This window comes from Vibrio sp. 10N.239.311.G01 (genome assembly GCF_041465805.1).
Classification (GTDB): Bacteria; Pseudomonadota; Gammaproteobacteria; order Enterobacterales; family Vibrionaceae; genus Vibrio; species Vibrio crassostreae_C.
In genome coordinates this window covers 34,725-54,924 of sequence record NZ_JBFSRM010000017.1, presented here as the reverse complement: position 1 = coordinate 54,924, position 20,200 = coordinate 34,725, and the positions used below count along the sequence as shown (strand labels likewise).

Here is a 20,200-nt window from a genome sequence, read left to right as displayed (position 1 = left end):
TCGTGCCAACCTTAAAGCGAAATTCCCTGGCTATCCGAATAACTAGTTAGGGATTCATAACTCTAACTAGCACGCACAAAAAAGCCGAATGTGATAATCACATTCGGCTTTTAAATTACGAGTTAGTGCTTAAAGCTTGAAGCGGCTGATTTCGCTTTCTAGCTCGTGAGACAGCTCAGAAAGTTGAGCGGCTTGCTCTGCAGCTTGGTGTGCTTCGTCTGCTAGCTCGTTAGATACGTCACGGATTCCTTCAGTGTTACGAGTAATCTCAGACGTTACTGACGCTTGCTCTTCTGCAGCAGAAGCAATCTGTGTTGCCATGTCACTGATGCGTTCAACAGCAGCATGGATTTGCGTTAGGCTTGCAGCCGCTGAGTTCGCGTCATCAACACTGGTTTCAGCAAGAGTACGGCTATCGTTCATGATGTTAACCGCTTTGCCTGTTGTACCTTGCAGCAACTCAATCGTTTGTTGAATTTCTTGCGTTGAACCGTGTGTACGTTGGCTCAGAACTCGAACTTCATCCGCTACTACTGCGAAACCACGACCTTGCTCACCGGCACGTGCTGCTTCAATAGCGGCGTTAAGTGCAAGTAGGTTCGTTTGTTCTGCAATACCTTGAATGTTAGACAAGATAGCGTTGATGCTGTTGCCGTGCTCTTCAAGCTCGAGAATCACGTTAGTTGCGATTTGAACTTCTTGAGCAAGGTTTTGGATAGAGCTTTGAGTCTGTGTCACTTGACCAGTACCGTGCTCACACGCGCCAACCGCTTCAGATGAGTTCTGTGCAGTGTGGTCTGCGTTACCTGCGATCTCTTGTGTTGCTGCAGCCATTTCGTTAACGGCTGTTGCTACCATGTTGATCTCGTCTTGTTGCATTTGGATACGAGCACTACGTTCTTCAGCTTGAGAAGCCGTTTGACGTGCTTGGTTGCCTAGCGCAGCAGATACTTCGCTTAGCTTGATCACCATGGTGTGCATGTTACCCACAAAGCGGTTGAAGTTTGCTGCAAGCTGACCAATTTCGTCGTCGCTCTTAGGCTCAAGGCGTTGAGTAAGATCGCCCTCACCTGAAGCAATTTCTTCAAGTGCTGCTGAAACGCGGTTTAGGTCGCGGAATAGGAAGCTTACTAACCAAGACACGAGTACGATTACGATGAGCGTAATAACGACAGCAGTGATGATCAGCTGAGTAAGTAGCGTTGAGTGGTTCGCTTCTTCTGTTGCTTTGTCCATCTGAACCGCGAAGATCCAGTTAGTGTTAGGCACCTTCGTGAAGTAAAGCAGCTTGTCTGCGCCGCGCTCTTTGATGATCTCGATGCTACCCGTACGCACTGCGTTTTCGATGATAGGCATAGAGATATCGTTTGAAAGCTGGCTTACCGGCTTCAAGCTTAGTGCTGAATCTGGGTGTGCTAGGAATGTGCCGTCAGAGGCATCAATTAGCATTGCGTAAGCGTTGTCACCAACATCAAGGCTGATTACATCGTTAACCAACTGGTCGATCAGTACGTCTGCACCAACAACACCAACAAGTTGGCCATTGTGGCGAACAGGTTCTGCGATCGTTACTAGAAGTGCTTTGGTGATTGCATCTTGGTAAGCCGTAGTAATGATTTGCTTACCTGCAGCGTTTGCTTCTTGGTACCAAGGACGTTGACGAGGATCGTAATCTGCACGATTACGTTCAGGATGTGAACGGTACATTCCACCTTCTGGAGTACCTAAAAAGATATCGTCAAAGCCACCCGCTACACGAGCTTGTCTAAGGAAAGGAACAACATCATCCTCTCGTGAAAAGTCATTAAATGCTGATGCGATATCAGTACGGATATCAATCCAGTTTTTAATACCTTCAGATGCTGCTTCAGATACGCTTTCAGCTCGTAGGTATACGCCATTACGAGTCTGTTCAAATAATTGGTTTGCTGACAACCAAGTCAACGCTGTAGCCATAACGACAACAGCAGATAGGCTAGCGCCTATCAACTTCTGCTTTAGTGTTAGTTTCATGTCAAAGTTTCACGAGTGGTGGGAAATCTCGCGCATACTACCCAATATTAGTATTAAATTCGAGCGATTTCACAATTTAATATTGGAATATAATTTTAAGCAAACCATAAGCTTAAGTAATGTCAAATCCTTGGCTTATCGCCAAATTTAAGGCGGTGTTGTCTCTACGGTTATTAACATTTTTATCGCACTTCACATGCTTAAAAGAGACAAGAAAACACGGTAAAGAGGAAACAAAAAAGGCAGAAGAGTTTCCTCTTCTGCCTTCATATTGTTTACCGTTCTACTGCGTATAAATTGCAGTAGATTTCAGCTTAAAAAGCCTAGCGTTTTTCTGTACGCATACCCATTAGCAAGCTCACACACATCAGTAATAGAATGATGGTAAATGGTAATGCCGTCGAGATTGCACCCGCTTGTAGAGCTTGTACTGCTTCAGTACCACCAACCCACAATAGAGCCACAGCAATCGCACCTTCAAGGAACGCCCAGAACACACGTTGAGGCACAGGCGTATCAACTTTACCACCCGCGGTGATGCTGTCGATTACTAGAGAGCCTGAGTCAGACGATGTAATGAAGAATACTAGAACCAATACAACCGCAATGATTGAAAGCAGAGTCCCGAACGGCAGTGCATCAAACATTTGGAACATTGCTAGTGATACATCTGTTAGGCCGTCTTGACCAAGAATACCAACGTTATTCACGATTTGGTCAATCGCCATGCCACCGAATACTGACATCCAAATGATAGTCACTGTAGTCGGTACAATCAGTACTGCTGTGATGAACTCACGAACGGTACGACCTTTAGAAACACGTGCGATAAACATACCTACGAATGGAGACCATGAGATCCACCAAGCCCAGTAGAATACAGTCCAACCGTGCATCCACGTTTCATCTTCACGACCGTGAGGGTTACTCAACGGAATGATGTTTTCAATGTATGCCATCAATGTCGTTGGGATAGAACCTAAAGTCACCGCGTAGCCGATTAGAGCCACTAAGATAAGCAGTAGGAAAGCCACCAACATGTTGATGTTACTGATAACTTTAACGCCACCATCAATACCACGAAGTACTGATACTACCGCCAATAAAGTCACCGCTGTAATCACAATAACTTGCAGACCTAGGCCCGCTTCAATGCCGAATACATGCTGAATACCACTTGCCGCTTGTTGTGCACCAAGACCTAACGATGTCGCCAGACCAAATAGCGTTGCAAGTACAGCAAGAATATCAACAATGTGACCCGCCCAACCCCAAGCTCTATCACCTAAAATTGGGTAAAAGATAGAACGGATAGAAAGAGGCAACCCCTTGTTGTAAGAGAAGAAAGCAAGTGACAATGCTACTACGCCATAAATCGCCCAAGGATGCAGACCCCAGTGATACATGGTTGCACCTAGCGCCAACTTAGCCGCTTCTGGTGTATTCGCTGCAACATTAAGCGGAGTTTCGTACCAGCCTGTATAATAAGCAGCAGGCTCAGCCACACTCCAGAACATCAAGCCGATACCCATACCTGCGGCAAACAGCATCGATAGCCAAGACATAAAGGAGTAATCTGCCGTCGCATCAACACCACCAAGGCGAATTTTACCATACGGAGAAACAATCAAGCCTAAGCAGAAAATTACGAAAATATTACCCGACCAGATGAAGAGCCAATCAAACGAATTGATAATCTGGCCTTTAACGCCATCTAGTGCAGCCTTTGCTGAAGCGGTATCTGTAATCAGAACACCGATGAGGAACAAAGCAATAAGTCCCGCACTGATACCAAATACTGGGTTATGAACATCAAAACCCCATTTTTGGACATTATCTTGACCGACAGTGTAATCCGTACTGTCGATACTGTATTTATCTATACCTTTAGTCATTATCCCTCTCTACGGAATATTAATAGGGTCTATTAACCTCAATATCCCTTATTTACCTGTGACCTAGTCAAAACTCGAACGAACGATCCAAGCAGTACAAGTTGTTATCACAATTATTCAAATACTTGGATGTCTGAAGTTTAGCAGGTTAACTTGTTGTTTTCAGTAAACTAGAATCGGTTCGATGGAATTTCAAACAATATTCACGTAATTACTCAAGTTTATGACGAAAAAAAGGTCGACCCTGTCGACCTTTTTATCAAAAATACTTTTAACTCAAAGCATTTTGGTGCTTAACCAATTGATTTTCAGTTCGTAAACCTAGCAATAAGCTTAGGCACATAAGCAATAATATGAAGGCAAATGGTAGCGCCATCGATACCGTTCCAGCTTGCAGTGCTTGAATAGATTCCGTACCACCAACCCATAGTAGAACCGCTGCAATCGCGCCGCCCATCAACGCCCAAAATACACGTTGTGGAACCGGTGCATCCACTTTACCGCCAGAGGTAATGCTATCGATAACCAATGAGCCTGAATCAGAAGAGGTGATAAAGAACACCATAATCAAACCAATCGATACCACTGAAAGCACAGAGCTCATTGGCAGAGCATCGTAAGTATGGAAAAGAGAAAGTGTAATATCTTGCAGACCATTCACACCAATCTCGCCCACCTTGTTCGCCACTTGATCAATCGCGATGCCACCGAAAATAGCCATCCAGATGATGATTACTGTCGTTGGGATGAACAATACAGCAACGATGAATTCACGAATCGTTCGACCTTTAGAGATACGAGCGATGAACATGCCTACGAATGGTGACCAAGACATCCACCATGCCCAGTAGAATACCGTCCAACCTTGCATCCACGTTTCGTCATCACGACCGTGAGGATTGCTTAAGGGAATGAAGTTTTCAATGTAGCCCATTAGCGCGGTTGGGATTGCTTTAATACCCGCCATGCCACCAGCGATGGTAACGAAGATAAGTAAGCCCAAAGCAACCAGCATGTTCACATTACTCAGAAGCTTTACACCACCGTTGATGCCACGAACCACGGACATTGTCGCTAAGAAAGTAACCACAGCGATAACAATCAGCTGCATGCCAATACCGCCATCGGTACCAAATACATGGTTAATACCACTTGTTGCTTGTTGAGCACCTAAGCCCAATGAAGTTGCAAGGCCAAATAGCGTTGCAAGCACAGCGACGATATCAACAATATGACCAAACCAACCCCAAGTTCTATCACCCAAGATAGGGTAGAAAATAGAGCGGATTGATAGAGGTAAACCTTTATTGAAGGTGAAGAAGGCAAGCGCTAGAGCAACAACCGCGTAAATCGCCCAACCGTGCAGACCCCAGTTGTAGATGGTTGCACCAAGAGCCAACTTCGCCGCTTCAGGAGAGTAAGCTTCAACACCTAGTGGTGTTTCATACCAGCCAGTGAAGTAAGCTACTGGCTCAGCAACACCCCAGAACATTAAGCCAATACCCATTCCTGCGGCGAATAACATCGACATCCAAGATAGGTTTGAGTGCTCTGCTTTGGCATCATTGCCACCAATACGTATCTTGCCATACGGGGAGACAATGAGGGCAAAACAGAAAATTACGAAGATGTTTGCTGCCCACATGAAGAAACCATCGAAGTTACCAATGACTTTCCATTTGATTCCATCAAGCGCCGCTTTTGCGGTTTCAGGGTCTGCGACTAGAAGTGCCAACAGGAAGATAATGATCGCCCCTGCACTGATTCCAAATACTGGGTTATGAACATCAAAACCCCATTTCTGAACGTTATCTTGTCCTACTGTATAATCGGTATTTTCAATACTATACCTATCTTTTACAGGCTCCATGCTTCCTCTCTAATTTGCAGCGCACAGTTTGCAACATTGCATTCGGCGCTTAAATTTCGAAAAGAAGAATATCAACCTGTCGCAAAAATACTAAAAAAACCTCCATAAAGGAGGCGTAAATTACACATTTAACGTTATTTAGCGTAAGATCAGTCCACAAGCCCGGAGCTGACCGCATATTTAGCAAGCTCTGCCGTAGAGTGAATATCGAGCTTATGCTTAATATTTTGCCTATGGGTTTCTACCGTTCGATAGCTGATATTCAGCGCCTTTGCGACCTCTTTACTGCTCTCCCCTTTTGCGACTAATTTCAGCACAGCCTCTTCACGTCTGCTCAATGGATTCTTGACAGATGGCGTGGGAGTAATCGGCTGAGTAAACAAATTCTGCGTGACTTTTTCACAGAAATAGGTCGATCCTTGATTGACCGTTTTGATTGCCTGTACCATTTTTTCAGCCGAAATCTCTTTCAACATGTAACCGACAGCACCCGACTGCATCACCTTCATGATGTATTCACGGTTGTTATGCATGGTCAGCATCAGTACCTTGGCTTCTGGGTCTTCTTCTTTAATCAGATGGGTGGCATCAATGCCATTCATGATAGGCATGCTGATATCCATCAACACCACATCAGGGCGCAGAGACTTAACGACCTCTACCGCTTCTAGTCCATTGCTGGCCGTACCTATCACGCTAATATCTGGCTCGAGTTCCAATCTCGCCATAAAGCCATCCAGTACCACTTGGTGATCATCAGCAATCACAACTCGAATAACTTCACTCATTCATTAATCCCTCTAGTGTCAGTAACACTGTAATTTCCGTTCCGAGGCCAATCTCACTCATCAATTCAAAGTCACCACCGATGAACTCCACTCGCTCTCTCATGTTACGCAGCCCGATCCCTCGTTTTTCCATCGCTTTATAGGTGTTGAAACCGACACCGTTATCTTGAATCAGTAGTTGCAACACATTACCAATTTGCTGAGCGATAACCGTTACTTTGGTCGCTTGTGCATGTTTTTCTATATTATTCAGCGACTCTTGCACGACTCGATATAGGGTCGTCGCCGCCTCTGATTTTAACTTACCAGGTTGAGTAGCAAACATGGTCTCGACTTCTATGCCCGAGTGCGCCTGAAAATCTAACAGTAATGAAGACAATGCCGCTTCTAAGCCTATGTCATCCAATGAACTTGGACGAAGTTGATGCGAGATGTGCCTCACTTCTTCGATCGCTCGCATCAGTGAATGCTGCGACTTATTCAAATGTGCTTTAAGGTCTTCATTTTGTAGCTTATTACCGAGCAGTTCCAAATGGCAACGACTCGACACTAATAATTGGTTAATACCATCATGCAACTCACGCGCTAGATGCTTCTTCTCGTCTTCTTGGAACATCACCGTCTTATGCGCCAGCTCCTTTAAGTTGTTATCAGCAATCCGATGTTCATGCATGTTAATAGCCAAGGTCAGCACGATGATGACCGCGACCGTTACGCTCAAAATCACCACAATCGAAAAGAACGTGGTTTCAATATTCTTATTTATCGCAGCCTGCATCGAAGCCACTTCTTGGTGTACGTCTTCAATATACAAGCCGGTGCCAATCATCCAGTCCCAACGCTCTAACCAAGCGGCGTAGCTCAGCTTAGACACCACCTCACCCGTCGACGGTTTTTGCCACAAATACTGGTGAAACCCGCCTCCGGTTTGCGCTTCTCTTAACAGAGCCTCTATCAGAAAATCGCCATCTTCATCTTGCAGTTGGAGTAGGTTTTGGCCTATCAATTCTGGCTGAATTGGATGAACCAAGTTGGTCCCGAGGCGATCGTATGCGAAGAAGTACCCATCAGAGCCATATCTAAGTTTAGACAATATGGTTCGAACTTTTTTTTTGGCTTGGGCTTCTTGGATATTTGGATCGTTATAGACGTGTTCTATGGCGTCGAACGCGAGATCAACCGTGTCTTTGAGGGCGTTTTCACGCGACTTGATTAGGCTGTCTCTAAAGATCTCGACTTCTTTAGCGCCTAACGTCTTAGTCTGGTGCAGCGAGATCCAACTAATACTCGCCGTTACCAGCAGCAACGGGAGCAACGTCAGCAAAATCAGCTTGGCTTTTAGAGGCATTCCTTTCCCTCACAAAAAACGGCTTACTGAACATCAATAAGCCGTTTTACTTTAGCAATTTATAGATAGCCGTCGAAACATATCATTCACATTCTTGGCTTCACTCACATTCCATAGAAAGATGGGAAAGCGAGAAGTGATCCAAGTACGAGGATTTGAATCAGAATGAACGGCATCACACCTCGGTAGATGTCCTTAGTCGTCACGCCTTTCGGTGCTACGCCTTTTAAATAGAACAAACTAAAACCAAATGGCGGCGTTAAGAAGGAAGTTTGTAGGTTCATCGCAATAAGGATAGCGAACCATGTCATGTTGATGCCCATCAGTTCAGCAACTGGCGCAATGATCGGCACGATGATGAAACAGATCTCTACGAAGTCGATGAAGAAACCCAGAATCAGAATCACCAGCATGGTAATGATCAGGAAGCCCCATTTTTCACCTGGCAGTTGTAGCATCCACTCTTCAACCAGATAGTCGCCACCAGTGTAGGTAAACGCCATTGAGAATGCCGTTGCACCCAACAAGATAGCAAATACCATCGCCGTTACTTTCACCGTCTCTTTCGACGCCTCGTACACCATCGACCAACTAAATTGACCGTAAAGCAGTGCAAGTATCATCGCACCCGCGCCACCTAATGCGGCTGACTCTGTTGGCGTAGCAACACCTGCGAAGATAGAGCCCAGTACAACAATGATTAACGCTAGAGGCGGAAGAATCGCTTTCAGTGCATTAAACACTTCCTGCTTACGGCTGATGGAGTCATCACGTTCAATAGGTTGAGCCGCTTCAGGGTGTAGCTTTGCGTATATCAAGATATAAACGATGTACGCGCCGACCAGCATCACGCCCGGCCAAATCGCCGCTTGGAACAAGTCGCCTACAGGAACACCTAGAACATCACCCAATAGAATCAATACGATGGAGGGTGGAATGATCTGCCCTAGCGTACCAGACGCACAAATAGTGCCGCAGGCTAAGCCTTTGTCGTAATTGTACTTGAGCATTACAGGTAGGGAGATAAGTCCCATAGCAACAACAGAAGCACCAACCACGCCAGTAGAAGCCGCAAGTAGTGAACCTACTAATACGGTTGAAATCGCGATACCACCACGAACGCCGCCAAACAGTCGCCCCATAGACTCAAGCAACTGCTCAGCAAGCTTGGTCTTTTGTAGAACGAGCCCCATAAAAACAAACAATGGAACGGCCATCAGAACCGTGTTTTCCATAATGGATTGAATTCGATATGGCATGAAGGCAAACATTTCAATGCCCTCAGCCCAAACACCAAAGATTAACGCGATACCACCAAAGGTAAACGCCACTGGGAAGCCAAGTAAAAGCGCAAACAAGGCTACGAAAAACATTACTATTCCAATCATGTTCAGCCTCTACTTGTTTTTTGTATGAATATTGTTTGCATGGATAAGATGCGGATTAAAAATCTTATTCAGTGAATGCAGGATCAAACCTACGCCACTGAGTGCCATCAAAAAGAATGACAGCGGGATCATAGCTTTGATGATCCAGCGATACGGCAGGCCACCGGGATCGCCTGAGGTTTCACCCAGTTCATAACTCTCTTTGGCAACATCGATACCAAACCAAGCCACCAGCAGGCAAAACGGAAGTAGAAAGATAAGCGTACCAAGCAGGTCAATAATCGCTTGTGCTTTAAAGCTCAGTTGCTCATAGAACACGTCAACTCGAACATGGCCACCAGCCTTGATGGCATAAGGAACACCGAGTAGGAAAACGGCGGAGAAAAGGTGCCATTCCATCTCTTGGAAGGCGATAGAGACATCGTTGAAGGCATATCTCATGACAACGTCATACACGACGTTGGCGATAAGTAAAATAAACAACATACTGGAAAGCCATCCCAGTGCGTCACCGATACGATTAAACAGGCGTTCAATATAAATTAGACTTCGCATTCCCGACTCCATGGAATTTGAAAAGACATCGCGCAGCTGAGGTAACGAGCTGTAGGACGTAGAAAAGGTTCTTGAGCGTAATACAGGATTTATCCTGCTTAGTTATTATGTTTTAAATGAACCCTCGGCTTATTCACTCTTAAATACTCAATAAGAAAAGCTTCGGGTTCATTTAGATTCAGTTCAACAACTGTCGATTATTTCGCTTGGCTATTTAGATAAGCTCTATGTGAAATATCCGTCCATGAACGTACTTGCTCTAGGTAGCTTGCTTGTGAAGCTTGAATCTCTTTTGCTAGCTCATCTTTCTCAGCATGTGCAGCCAGTAGGCGATCGTTCGCTTCTTTCAGAGCAGACATAACCTCTGGTGGGAAATCTTTCACTTGTACATCTGGGTATTCTGTCTTCATTGAAACCCAGTTCTTACCACTTTCGTGCGTTGCTTGTGTGTACATGTCGTAAGCCGCAGTACGCATTGCAACACGTAAGATTTCTTGTAGGTCTTCAGGCAGCTTGTTCCATGTACGCTTGTTCACTAGGAATTGAAGCTCTGAACCCGGCTCGTGCCAACCTGTGTAGTAGTAAGGCGCGATTTTGTGGAAGCCCATTCGTAAATCCAGCGATGGACCTACCCACTCTAGTGCATCAATCGTGCGACGCTCTAGAGACGTGTAAAGTTCACCTGGGGCAATGTTCGTCGGTTTAGCACCTAGCTCAGCAAGAATCTCGCCTGCAAAGCCCGGGATTCGCATTTTCAGACCTTGTAGATCTTCAACGCTGTTGATCTCTTTTTGAAACCAACCCCCCATCTGGATATCCGTGTTACCACCAGGGAAAGACATCAAGTTATGTGGAGAGTAAACCTGCTCCATTAACTCCATACCACCACCGTGATAGAACCACGCGTATTGTTCTGCTGGCGTCATACCGAAAGGCATAGAAGTGAAGTAAAGAGTGTTTGGAACTTTACCTTTCCAGTAGTAAGAGCCTGAGTGACCCATGTCGTATTGACCAGACTTAACCATGTCAAAAACGCCAAGAGGTGCTTTATGTTTGTTTGCTGAATCGATTCTGATTTGCAGTCGACCATTCGACATCTTCTCAGCCATCGCCGCCATGTTTTTGGTTGCATCACCGAAAACTGGGAAGTTTGGTCCCCAAGTTTCCGCAAGTTTTAAACGGTAAACCTTATCAGCGGCTGTAGCACCAGTAGCGACCAAAGCTAAACAAGCCGCAGCAGTTACTGCAACGTTTTTAAAAACTCGTGTGAGGGAGTTAGAAATGAGACTCATGTTCACGTCCTTTGTTGGGTTAACACTCTTTCTATGAGCATTTTTTATGATTCAACATAAGAGTGCACCGTGATGAGGCAACAAGATATCAGGGAGAGCACGCACGCATGGCGTTAACAAAGTTACGTATTAGACCAAAGGATTAAGTAGAACTACGTAGGAGATGATTGAATAGTGTCGATTTCAAAGGAGTTTGGATATTCACCAAGGCAATGCGTATTGATAAATACCTAAGTATTAATAATTAAATACTCTTAACAATTGATTGCCATTTCGTGATGAAGCTCTATTCATTGCTGTATTTTAGGGAAAAAAATCAAGGCTTTGCTCTCTTGATCTACCTAGCTAACGCCCTAATTTAGTGCTTGCTGATTCGAAGCTCTGACACGAGACAACACTAATCAGTTAAGCCGTATATCGAATTGGAATTGAGATTATAGAGCCTAGGTTTAGGCTTGGATTTGGGCTCGGACTTGGCATAATGTGCCAGATACAAAAAAGCCTCGAAAATCGAGGCTTAAAAACTTAACGAAGCGAATGTAATCCCACAGGATTAGATAGCTTTGTAGATAACCTTGTTACCTGCTAGCTGCTCTTTCGCTACTAGGTTTTCTTCAAGAAGTTTTTTCAATGCGCCTGTTGCCCATGAAGCTGCTTTCGCGTCTTCTTGACCAGCTTCTAGGCCGATACCTTTAGGGTTAATGCCTTCAGCATTGCTAACAACGATGTCTAGAACTTGTTGTTGCTTAGGAGTCAGTGCTACTGCAACTTCTTTAGTTGCTGCTACTGCTTTCTCTACCGCTGGTTTTGCTGCTACAGTTTTTTCTGCTACAACTTTCTCTGCGACAGGCTTCGCTTTTTTCGGCGCTGCCACTGCTTTAACTACAGCCGCTTTAGTGCGTTTCTGCAGTTTAGCCTGCACCTTACGCTTATGAGCAAGTCTCATTGAATATTTCTCCAGTTCACTGCTCTTTTCGCAGTGGTGAAAATTTGAAGCGCGATTTATACCAAAAAACAGGAGCTATTTGTAGAGTGAAGCGTCGAAAGTCGACGAAAAATACCGATATTGTCTACTAGCGTCTATTATTTAAACATCGACTTATCAATTCAGGGTCATATACACTGGTTATCCATCCAGACAAAAATATGAAAACTTGGTGTTACCTATGGACACTCGTCACCTTAGTAATTTCTCTTTGCCTTCATTCACTCGCTCGTACCGTATCCTCGCCATTATTTTAGGCTTCATTTGCTTGATCGTTTCGCTCTACAGTGACAATCCAAAGTTACTGATCGTGGGTGCTTTTTGCAGTATTGCGCTTCTGGGAACTGGCTACTATTTGATGCTGCGCAGCCGAGTGATGTTCACACTTACCCCGACTCATTTTCAGCAGCACTTTTACAAAGGGGGTTGGGTTTTAAAATGGAGTAACATCCAAAAAATTGGTCTTTGCACTTATGAACAAGATGGTTGGCATCAACCTCTGCCCTGGGTCGGAATTAAAGTAAAAGATTACTCGCCCTACCTCGATTCGATTTGCCCTAAAATAACTTGTGAATTATTGCTCAGCCAACGAGCACTTTTGTACTTAGGAGCCAAACAAGCAGGCAAAGAGTCCAACTTTGAGGATATGGTTCTCGACTCATCGCATTACCATGCGCTTTGTACTGAAAGTGGCTGTGTCGAACTAAGCCAATACAAAGAGTCGCAGAATACCGACAACGTAAATTTCAACGATAACCAATCACAGGACAACCTTGATTCACCGAATGAGACAAACAGTCCAAACGCGGTGATTAAAAACTATTCTGGATTGCAGGCGATGCTTGCCAACAGAATGAAATATCAAAGGGGCTTCCACGGTTATGACATTTTCATATCAACCCATGATTTGAATATGAGTGGAGAAGAGTTTGTGGGGCTGGCTCGACGCTACTTGGCTGCCGCTGAACGTCTTTCTGATTAAGGTTTACCAGTAAGTTCACACACAATAAAAAAGCTTAGCTTTCAGGACAAAAGCTAAGCTTCATTTTCAATCAATCGACACAAATAATCGGTTGGAAAATCAAAGATTTAATTAGTACAGAGGCATTTCATCTGCGACGAACGGGTTTGATGCACGCTCGCGACCGAATGTCGATTCAGGACCATGGCCCGGAACGAATGTTACGTCACTGCCTAGTGGCCAAAGCTTAGTCTTGATTGAAGCGATAAGCGTATTGAAGTCACCTTGTGGGAAGTCAGTACGGCCAATTGCGCCGTTAAACAACACATCACCCACAAACGCTAAACGAGCTTGCTCACTGAACAGTACAACGTGACCTGGCGTGTGGCCCGGCGTGTGAATCACATCAATCACTTGATTACCAAAAGTGACTTTGTCGCCCTCTTCTAACCAAGTGTTTGGTTCAAAAGCTTTACACAGTGGGAAACCAAACATCTGACTTTGATTCTCTAGACCTTGTAGCCAGAAGTTGTCTGCCTTATGCGGGCCCACAATTTCAACCTTCAAGATCTCAGCAAGTGGTACCGTACCGCCAACATGATCTAAGTGACCGTGCGTCAGTACCAAGTTCACAACCTTAACACCGAGTTCTTCAATGATAGCCGCGAGTTGTTGAACATCACCGCCCGGATCGACAACGATGCCTTCCATGGTTTCATCACACCACACAATCGAGCAGTTCTGAGAAAAAGAGGTAACAGGTACAACTTGATACTTAAGAGACATATACAAACCTTAAAGAGCGAATCTGGTGAACAACTCGAATATCGCTATGTTATTGGCAACAAACCCAACAATAACAAACTAAACAGCAACAAACTGAGCAGCAATAAACCGAATTATTAGAACAAACTGAAATTTGGGCAAACTATGACATTGGATGTCTACTTTGACAAGTGCCTACCGTATCACTCAATAACTCAGCTTAGTTCTACCAGCTGCGAACTGGACCAGTATCAATGTGGATGAAGTTACTACGAGCGTAATAACCAACACCACCTGCTTGCAGACTTTTAGCTACGTCTCTCAGTTCCTTTAAATCAACACCATCGATACGAAAATCGATCGCTTTACCAAGCATGTGATAGCTCTTTTTAGCGACACCACTCGACTTAGAGCGCAACGCTTCGTTGGTTGCTGGAGAGCGGTAGCCAGAGATGATTTGAACTTCTTTTTGAATACCCAGTACATTTTGAATCTGAGTGATCTGATCAAACAGGTTCTTATCCATTGGATGAATCTCATTGCGGCGGAAGTCACGGCACAGTTTGCTAAGGCGTGCCATCTCGTCACCAACATAGTTAGTGCCATCGAAATAACAAGTCTCTAATCGTTCACCAGTGTGAAGATTGTTCATGCTAATCGTTCTTGGTTGATCCGGGTATGAAGCGAAAGCGATAGAAGGAGTAAGAGAGGCGACTACAGCAGTACCACCAGCGTAAGTCAGAAACTGACGGCGTGAAAATAAACTTTGAGACATACAGCAAAAAAACCAATTAGATCGAACGAAAAATGCACGATACATAATGGAGTTTGCTGCGTCAACGTACAAAAACCGTGCAAAACGTTAGTATTTGTAACCTTTGCACGGTTAGTTATTGATACTCATTATAATTTTATCAATAGAAGCTTGGTTGTCATTTTTCAGTCAAGATCACCTTTCTTGACCATATTTCAATCAACCGCCCTCTTTATCATATTGGTAGATATCACCGCGGTATTGTATGCCTCCTTCTTCAAACAACACGGTTTGATAAATGATATGCACTGGAATTCGCTTCTTGAGACGAACCTTAGTATTGGGCGCAAGTTCATCATCCTGATTCGGCACTTTCTTTACCTTAGTCGCAAATAACAACTCCGCGAGTTCCTCGGCATGCTCAACACGAATACAACCAGAGCTATAGGCGCGGAAGTCATCGTTAAACAAGCTTTTACTTGGGGTGTCATGGAGATAGATGGCTCGCTTGTTGGGCGTATTGAACTTATACAAACCCAATGCGTTACTAGAGCCTGCTTGCTGGCGCATTCGATAAGGAAAAGAGTTAAAGTTAATCGTTTGCCAATCTATCTCGGTAGTATCGACAGTTTCCATCGAACGCCAACCATCGATCACTTGAAAATTGTGTGTTTCAAGATAACTCTCGTCGGCTTTTACTTTAGGCAAGATATCTTTAACCATGATTTTCCATGGCACGTTCCAAGTCGGATTTAAGATAACCGAATCAAGCTTTATCTCTAAGAGTGGTGTTTTTCTCGATTTTCTGCCCACGACAACTTTAGATTCAAAAACCTCTTCCCCATCTTCCCAATACTTCATATCAAAACTAGGTACATTCACCACAATCAGTGAGTCTCTATTTCTTGGCCATAAGCGGGCACGCTCGGCGTTCAATGCTAGGGAAGTAAGTCGATCATCAAAGCCCATATTGATCCATTTGATCGTGTCTGGCCCGATGATCCCATCATCCGTAAGACCGTGCATGCGTTGGAAAGATTTAATCGCCTTTTGCAGATCTCGATCGAACTTGGGAAAATCGACCGCGCTCATCGAGGTATCAACACCAACCAAAGCAATGCGCTCAACAAGAACCGTCTTGTCTGAAAGCTCGTCACCCAAGCGCTTCAAACCTTTCTGTCTATATCGTTCAATATTGAGTTCAGAGGCGGTTTCTAACACCGAATAGGTTGCTTTGAATTGGTCAAAATCCCCAACAGGCGGCGCGTAAGACAACACCATCTCCAATAAGTAATCATTGGCAACGCTGCTTTTTAAGCTCATCAGAATATGCGGAGAAGGCGCAGGTAATTTGGAATGCAACTTGCCCGAGAAGTACCAATCTTTACCGGCAAGCGGCGCATTTTCAACGTAGCTCAGGTAGTAGATAAAAGTATCGGTAAGTAATATGTCCAACTCTTGCCATTGAGCATGGGATTGATAGTGACGGATTTGCTTGAGTTGTCGCTCGAAGAGTGGTGCCATTTGCGCTTGTTCAAGAAGCGACAATTGGAACTCAAACGCTTTAACCAGCTCAGGAGAATCCCAAAGGATAGGCAGAGAAGTGTCTTGATAGATACTCTGTGTGAGCTCTGGATATATAAGCATGAAAGAGAGTTCTGATTCCGCCAGAATGAAACGGCTCTCGTCAGAACTCGCATAGCTCCATGCATGCACGGAAACTAACACCAATAATCCACAGAAGTATTTTGCTAACATGCTTAACTCCGTCACCAGCAATTCCATAAGTATGGCAAAGAAACGGGAGTAAGCATGTTATTTTTTAAGGGATTTATGAATCAAATTGCACTCCAGTGATTATCCCACTGGACCGATGATTGCTGAGTTGATTTCTCATAAGGCTTGCGCTGGCTAACCACACTGCCCGCCCCAGAGCTTAATCGAAACTCACCATCAAACAGCACAGCACCAGAAGCGTCAGATAATGCAGACAGTTCTACTAATTCTTTGGTCTCTTTCGACCAAATACCGTAGCAATTGCCTCTTGGCGAAGTCGCAATAATCCAATCGTCTGACGCCGCAATACTGGCGATATAGTGATTGAACCTTGCCCATTGCTCAGGCTCTGCGTTCAGTGATTCAAACTGGCCGCCTTTAGTATGCATCGCCAATAGCGAAGGATACTCATCTGGTTCACCACGATATTGCTGGCCACAAAGTACCGTTTCAGCACCATCATGGGCTAAATGTCGAATGCTCAGCTTCTTATCCAACAATTCAACCTGATCAAGTAACAGACCTTCAGGAGAAACATAACTCAAGCTCGGCAGCATCGAATCGAGGTTTTTCGGTGTTCTACCATCAGTATGAACGCCACCAACGCCGATCGCGAGATTACCATCCGGCATGATGATCACTTCATGTGGGCCGATACCGAAACCAGTGAACTCTTCGACCTTACGATAGCCTTGCGCGACATCGTAAACGCCAATCACGCCTTGGCTGGTGTCCGTTTTCCCTTCGGTGGCATACAGTAACTTGCCATCTAATGAGTAAACCCCATGACCATAGAAGTGGCGGTTGTTACCTTTGACGACCATTTTGATCTGCTGACCGTTTTTATAGTCAAACACCATAAAATAGTCACCAGGACGACGAGCAAAAACCACCGCATGCGATGAGGTTGGGCAAATCGCGACGCCATGGCCACGATTGGGGATGGGAAGTTGGCTCAGTGGCATGCCAAATTCGTCAGCCACAACTGCAGAATATTGACCACGACCATTAAGCGCACAGCCAATCAGTTGGGGATCGTTCGACGCACTCACCCCATCCTTTCGAGTCGCACACCCAAACGGAAGCAATGGAACAGCTGCACAACCCAGTGCAGCCTTGAGTAACGATCTTCGCGTATTATCAGTCACCATCGGTAGCATTAAATCCTATTACCACGCCAAGCTCTATCGCTACTTCTTCATGAATCAGGTACTTCAAACGTTCTAGTTTGTTGTATTGAGTCAGCACCTCTCGGTAGCCCTCTTTGCTCTGTAATAGAGTAAACAAGCTAGAGTCTGTAGGCCAAGTATCTAAGGTTAGCGTGAACTGGGCAGCTACACGATCGGCAAGGTCATTTAAGCCCTTTTCTCTCAATAAACCATCAAGACCATTACCATCTGCTAAGTACAATTTCTCTAGCGCCGCTACGTTCGATTTCAGCTGAGTCATTGAGGTTTGAGCGCGCCATGATTCCGAGAAGTAAGGGCGTGGATGACCAATTTTAGCCATCGGACGACTCAGTTTTTTCATGCTGTAATCAAGTTGATTGGTCAACAAAGCGATGTACTCCGATTCCCAACGCATCTCGTCCAGTGCTAACCACGGGTTAACCTGCCAAGCTTCAGCAATAGAGGCCGATTTCATCGCCAGGTTTTGTGCGATAGCTTGTGAAGATAGACAACCTGAAGCTTTGTCTTGAAGCAATGGAGATTGCTCGTCGTACAGAGACCACTCCAAGGCGCCAAGCCCTTGAACAGTCACACTCTGCTGTGCGATTTCATCTTGTGACCAAGCTTTATCTTGCTGAGTCAGTTGACGCATTTTTAGACCTGTGGTGTTCTTTTTGTCTGGCCAAAACTGAACATTCCAGCTCTGTTCCAATGCCGCTGTTGGGCCTCTTTCTTGTCCTTGCAGTGCCATCCAGCTGTTCATGGTGAGCTGCCACTGATTTTCCAACGCATCCAGCTCAATATTGTTGGTTTCACAGTAACCCTGCATCAAGACTTCCAGCTCACCGGCTTGCTTAGCGAATAGCACGGCTGAATCAAACTCTTGTTGATACACGCTACGGCTGATATGAGCAGTCGTGTCTGCTTGATAAGAGACACCGTTAACCTCAGATGAAGCCGTTTGCTCACCCGATGACTGGCAGCCTGCCATGATTAATACCGACAAGGGCATTAACAAAAATTTATGTGCCATGCTGTTACCTTACTTCCTAGTTTTTCTTTTAATTATATGAGTTCAATAAATATGAAACGACCGCTGGCCTCGTATTCCTACAAGTTCAGCGGTAGTCAGTCTTTTGTTAGCGGTTTTCTTAAGTAACTAAGCCGTTGGCTTAACTGAATTCAAGACAGCCTATAATGAGTCCAAAAACGCTAGTAGTGCTTCGCGTTCACTGCTACTCAAAGCTAATACTTTTTGTTTTGCCATTTCTGCTTCACCACCATGCCAAAGTACCGCTTCCATAACGTTTCTTGCGCGACCGTCATGAAGTAAGAAGGTGTGACCGTTCACTTCTTTGGTATAACCTAATCCCCAAAGTGGTGTGGTACGCCACTCTTGACCATTGGCAAGATACTCAGGGCGATTGTCCGCTAAGCCTTCACCCATGTCGTGTAGCAACATGTCGGTATATGGGCTAATTAACTGATTAGATAATGCAGACAGACCTTCTCGCTCTGCCGTGCGGAATTCGGCCTGGTGACAGCTTTGACAACCAACGTCTTTGAACAGTTTTTTACCTTGTACGACAGCTGGGCTATCGACATTACGACGAATAGGTACTGCGAGATGCTGCGAATAGAACTCAACAAAATCTAAGATATTGTCACTGACTTCTGGCTCGCCACCATTTGGAAAATCATCACAGGTTGATTGCGCTGATGTGCAGTTTTCATTCGGAAATAAGCGGCTTGTCAGGCCTAAGTCACCGTTAAATGCCGCCGCGTTTTGCTGCATTAAGTTTGGCTGCCCGGCTTTCCAACCAAAACGACCTAGCGCCATTTCATTGGTTTGAACATCAAGAACATAGTTAGCTTTACCCGACACACCTTGCTTGTCAGCAAATTGCTGCTCTGCAAATCCTAGAATCGTTTCTTGTGGGATACTTTCAAGCAGACCAAGACCAATCATTGGCGGCGCCACTCGAGCTGAAAACTCGGTCTTAGGATGCATCTCGCCGAAAGCAAGTTCAGTAATATTTAAAGTGGGTTTACGCAGAGTAACGACGGTGCCGTCTTTGAATTCAACAGGAACATCCGTGTAGCTAATGTTCACTTTGCCCTCTGGTTTTACACCTTGAAGCGCAAAATCTTGTAGCTGACCGCCGTACGTCGGCTCTGGAATTCCACCATCTCGAATGAAGGCTTGTCGCTGCTCAGGCGTTTCAGCCGGAATGCTTAAACGAACCAACATGGATACTGCGTTCTCATCTCCTTCTTCTGGCGCGTGACCACGACCATCTTTGATGTGGCAGTTTTGACAGCCGTTAGTATTAAATAGTGGTCCTAACCCATCACGAGCATCGGTTGATGACGGTGCAGGAACCCAAGGGTTTCTAAAGAAGCTATTACCTACGCTGAAATCCAAGCGCTTACTCATTGGTAGATTGGCTGCGGGAAGGGAAAAAGCGTTCGCTCCTTCTTTCTTCACGGTCGTTTTGCCGCCAGAGTAGGTTTCATGAGCGTGTAATGGAGATACTAAAAACAGTGCGGTTAATAGTGAGGCTGAGAGATACGACTTCATACATTGCCTTGCTGTGTTTTTGATTTTAGTTTTTATGTGGGTGTGGCTTTCTTGAGGATC

The 20,200-nt window shown here is 45.0% G+C and carries 16 protein-coding genes; 1 reads left to right on the top strand and 15 read right to left on the bottom strand.

Annotated features, from left to right (window positions below):
- Positions 1 to 129: 129 nt before the first annotated feature.
- The 9 genes from AB6D06_RS14540 to AB6D06_RS14500 all read right to left on the bottom strand — a co-directional run bounded on the left by AB6D06_RS14540 (position 130) and on the right by AB6D06_RS14500 (position 12,095).
- Positions 130 to 2,013 (bottom strand): methyl-accepting chemotaxis protein, encoded by a 1,884-nt coding sequence (locus AB6D06_RS14540; RefSeq protein WP_017070254.1) that lies wholly within the window; start codon positions 2,011 to 2,013, stop codon positions 130 to 132.
- Positions 2,014 to 2,336: 323 nt separating this feature from the next.
- Positions 2,337 to 3,908, bottom strand: coding sequence for a BCCT family transporter (locus tag AB6D06_RS14535; protein WP_372058015.1), 1,572 nt, complete (start codon positions 3,906 to 3,908; stop codon positions 2,337 to 2,339).
- A 271-nt stretch (positions 3,909 to 4,179) separates the two neighbouring features.
- Positions 4,180 to 5,778, bottom strand: a complete 1,599-nt coding sequence (locus AB6D06_RS14530) for a BCCT family transporter (protein WP_017066829.1) — start codon at positions 5,776 to 5,778, stop codon at positions 4,180 to 4,182.
- Positions 5,779 to 5,927: 149 nt separating this feature from the next.
- Positions 5,928 to 6,566: a response regulator transcription factor gene (locus AB6D06_RS14525; protein ID WP_017060961.1), complete on the bottom strand. Its 639-nt coding sequence runs from the start codon at positions 6,564 to 6,566 to the stop codon at positions 5,928 to 5,930.
- Positions 6,559 to 7,914, bottom strand: coding sequence for a cache domain-containing protein (locus AB6D06_RS14520; protein ID WP_017063573.1), 1,356 nt, complete (start codon positions 7,912 to 7,914; stop codon positions 6,559 to 6,561). The genes AB6D06_RS14525 and AB6D06_RS14520 overlap by 8 nt, the downstream gene beginning before the upstream one ends.
- 104 nt (positions 7,915 to 8,018) lie before the next feature.
- Positions 8,019 to 9,302, bottom strand: a complete 1,284-nt coding sequence (locus AB6D06_RS14515; RefSeq protein WP_029235146.1) for a TRAP transporter large permease subunit — start codon at positions 9,300 to 9,302, stop codon at positions 8,019 to 8,021.
- A gap of 9 nt (positions 9,303 to 9,311) precedes the next feature.
- The gene (locus AB6D06_RS14510; protein ID WP_017060958.1) at positions 9,312 to 9,857 is read right to left on the bottom strand and encodes a TRAP transporter small permease subunit; all 546 of its coding nucleotides are present in this window, start codon (positions 9,855 to 9,857) and stop codon (positions 9,312 to 9,314) included.
- 197 nt (positions 9,858 to 10,054) lie between these two features.
- The gene (locus tag AB6D06_RS14505) at positions 10,055 to 11,149 is read right to left on the bottom strand and encodes a TRAP transporter substrate-binding protein (RefSeq protein ID WP_017060957.1); all 1,095 of its coding nucleotides are present in this window, start codon (positions 11,147 to 11,149) and stop codon (positions 10,055 to 10,057) included.
- Positions 11,150 to 11,702: 553 nt separating this feature from the next.
- Entirely contained in the window at positions 11,703 to 12,095 is a 393-nt protein-coding gene (locus AB6D06_RS14500; RefSeq protein WP_372110664.1) for a MarR family transcriptional regulator, read from the bottom strand.
- Between the two features lie 220 nt (positions 12,096 to 12,315).
- Between AB6D06_RS14500 and AB6D06_RS14495 the strand changes: the two genes are divergently transcribed.
- A complete protein-coding gene (locus AB6D06_RS14495; protein ID WP_372110661.1) occupies positions 12,316 to 13,116 on the top strand; it encodes a DUF2982 domain-containing protein in 801 nt (266 codons plus the stop codon).
- Between the two features lie 111 nt (positions 13,117 to 13,227).
- Here the strand turns inward: AB6D06_RS14495 and AB6D06_RS14490 are convergent, their stop codons facing one another.
- From AB6D06_RS14490 to AB6D06_RS14465, 6 genes are all read right to left on the bottom strand, one after another.
- On the bottom strand, positions 13,228 to 13,881 hold the full coding sequence (locus AB6D06_RS14490; protein ID WP_017060954.1) for an MBL fold metallo-hydrolase: 654 nt from the start codon (positions 13,879 to 13,881) through the stop codon (positions 13,228 to 13,230).
- 205 nt (positions 13,882 to 14,086) lie between these two features.
- Positions 14,087 to 14,635 carry a YcbK family protein gene (locus AB6D06_RS14485; RefSeq protein ID WP_017060953.1) on the bottom strand — a complete coding sequence of 183 codons (549 nt, stop codon included), beginning with the start codon at positions 14,633 to 14,635 and terminating at the stop codon, positions 14,087 to 14,089.
- Positions 14,636 to 14,833: 198 nt separating this feature from the next.
- Positions 14,834 to 16,372 (bottom strand): murein L,D-transpeptidase, encoded by a 1,539-nt coding sequence (locus AB6D06_RS14480; RefSeq protein WP_372110658.1) that lies wholly within the window; start codon positions 16,370 to 16,372, stop codon positions 14,834 to 14,836.
- Positions 16,373 to 16,452: 80 nt separating this feature from the next.
- Positions 16,453 to 17,541, bottom strand: coding sequence for a DUF1513 domain-containing protein (locus AB6D06_RS14475; protein ID WP_372110655.1), 1,089 nt, complete (start codon positions 17,539 to 17,541; stop codon positions 16,453 to 16,455).
- Complete coding sequence (locus AB6D06_RS14470; RefSeq protein ID WP_102332081.1) at positions 17,531 to 18,592, bottom strand: imelysin family protein; 1,062 nt, start codon at positions 18,590 to 18,592, stop codon at positions 17,531 to 17,533. Before AB6D06_RS14470 ends, AB6D06_RS14475 begins: the two co-directional genes overlap by 11 nt.
- Positions 18,593 to 18,751: 159 nt before the next feature.
- Positions 18,752 to 20,140, bottom strand: coding sequence for a di-heme oxidoredictase family protein (locus AB6D06_RS14465; protein WP_102332080.1), 1,389 nt, complete (start codon positions 20,138 to 20,140; stop codon positions 18,752 to 18,754).
- Positions 20,141 to 20,200 lie beyond the last annotated feature (60 nt).

Coding starts and splice junctions, on each gene's coding strand:
- AB6D06_RS14540 (WP_017070254.1), bottom strand. CDS start 2,013: ATGAAACTAACACTAAAGCAGAAGTTGATAGGCGCTAGCCTATCTGCT.
- AB6D06_RS14535 (WP_372058015.1), bottom strand. CDS start 3,908: ATGACTAAAGGTATAGATAAATACAGTATCGACAGTACGGATTACACT.
- AB6D06_RS14530 (WP_017066829.1), bottom strand. CDS start 5,778: ATGGAGCCTGTAAAAGATAGGTATAGTATTGAAAATACCGATTATACA.
- AB6D06_RS14525 (WP_017060961.1), bottom strand. CDS start 6,566: ATGAGTGAAGTTATTCGAGTTGTGATTGCTGATGATCACCAAGTGGTA.
- AB6D06_RS14520 (WP_017063573.1), bottom strand. CDS start 7,914: ATGCCTCTAAAAGCCAAGCTGATTTTGCTGACGTTGCTCCCGTTGCTG.
- AB6D06_RS14515 (WP_029235146.1), bottom strand. CDS start 9,302: ATGATTGGAATAGTAATGTTTTTCGTAGCCTTGTTTGCGCTTTTACTT.
- AB6D06_RS14510 (WP_017060958.1), bottom strand. CDS start 9,857: ATGCGAAGTCTAATTTATATTGAACGCCTGTTTAATCGTATCGGTGAC.
- AB6D06_RS14505 (WP_017060957.1), bottom strand. CDS start 11,149: ATGAGTCTCATTTCTAACTCCCTCACACGAGTTTTTAAAAACGTTGCA.
- AB6D06_RS14500 (WP_372110664.1), bottom strand. CDS start 12,095: ATGAGACTTGCTCATAAGCGTAAGGTGCAGGCTAAACTGCAGAAACGC.
- AB6D06_RS14495 (WP_372110661.1), top strand. CDS start 12,316: ATGGACACTCGTCACCTTAGTAATTTCTCTTTGCCTTCATTCACTCGC.
- AB6D06_RS14490 (WP_017060954.1), bottom strand. CDS start 13,881: ATGTCTCTTAAGTATCAAGTTGTACCTGTTACCTCTTTTTCTCAGAAC.
- AB6D06_RS14485 (WP_017060953.1), bottom strand. CDS start 14,635: ATGTCTCAAAGTTTATTTTCACGCCGTCAGTTTCTGACTTACGCTGGT.
- AB6D06_RS14480 (WP_372110658.1), bottom strand. CDS start 16,372: ATGTTAGCAAAATACTTCTGTGGATTATTGGTGTTAGTTTCCGTGCAT.
- AB6D06_RS14475 (WP_372110655.1), bottom strand. CDS start 17,541: ATGGTGACTGATAATACGCGAAGATCGTTACTCAAGGCTGCACTGGGT.
- AB6D06_RS14470 (WP_102332081.1), bottom strand. CDS start 18,592: ATGGCACATAAATTTTTGTTAATGCCCTTGTCGGTATTAATCATGGCA.
- AB6D06_RS14465 (WP_102332080.1), bottom strand. CDS start 20,140: ATGAAGTCGTATCTCTCAGCCTCACTATTAACCGCACTGTTTTTAGTA.